General features: G+C 53.2%; 1 protein-coding gene. It reads right to left on the bottom strand.

The window, feature by feature from the left end; genetic code table 11:
* On the bottom strand, positions 1 to 724 hold a 724-nt coding region (locus HP401_RS29505), incomplete at both ends, for an AMP-binding protein (protein WP_173607627.1).

Consider the following 724-nt stretch of genomic DNA (forward strand, 5'->3'; position numbering starts at 1 on the left):
TTTCCGGTCGATCTTGCCGTTCGGTGTGAGCGGCATAGTGTCCAGCCAGACAAAGACGGATGGAACCATAAACTCCGGCAATTTTGCTTTTGCCCAGACCGCTAAGTCATTGGCCTCTTCGCTACTTTCCTCTTTTGTCGTCACGTACGCCGCCAAACGTTTGTCACCCTGCTTGTCTTCCCTTGCCATCACAACGGCTTCCTTGACTGCCAGATGGGTGCGAAGGACAGCCTCCAACTCTCCCAACTCGATCCGATAGCCGCGAATCTTCACCTGATGGTCAATCCGTCCCAAGTACTCGATTTGTCCATCTGGGAGATAACGGACCAAGTCACCGGTTCCGTACATCCGCGCTTGCGGGTCAGCGTGGAATGGATTGGACAAGAATCGTTCTGCGGTCAGCTCTGGGCGATTCAGGTACCCACGAGCCAATCCGTCACCGCCAAGATATAGTTCCCCAGGTAAGCCCAACGGGACAGGCTGCAGGTTGGCATCCAAAATATACGCTTGTGTGTTGGACAAAGGACGACCGATTGTCGGTTCTGACGTCGCGCCTTTGGTGACCTGTACATACGTGGAGTACGTCGTATCTTCAGACGGACCATATAGATTAAAGACTTTTTCCACATGCTCCAATGCATATAGACTTTGCGCCAATGTGTTTGGCAGTGGCTCTCCAGCTAGGTTGACCACTTTTACCGTCGCCGGGATCGCGTTCATCCGC

Origin of the sequence: Brevibacillus sp. HB2.2 (assembly GCF_013284275.1) — a bacterium.
In the GTDB taxonomy this organism is placed as follows: domain Bacteria; phylum Bacillota; class Bacilli; order Brevibacillales; family Brevibacillaceae; genus Brevibacillus; species Brevibacillus brevis_D.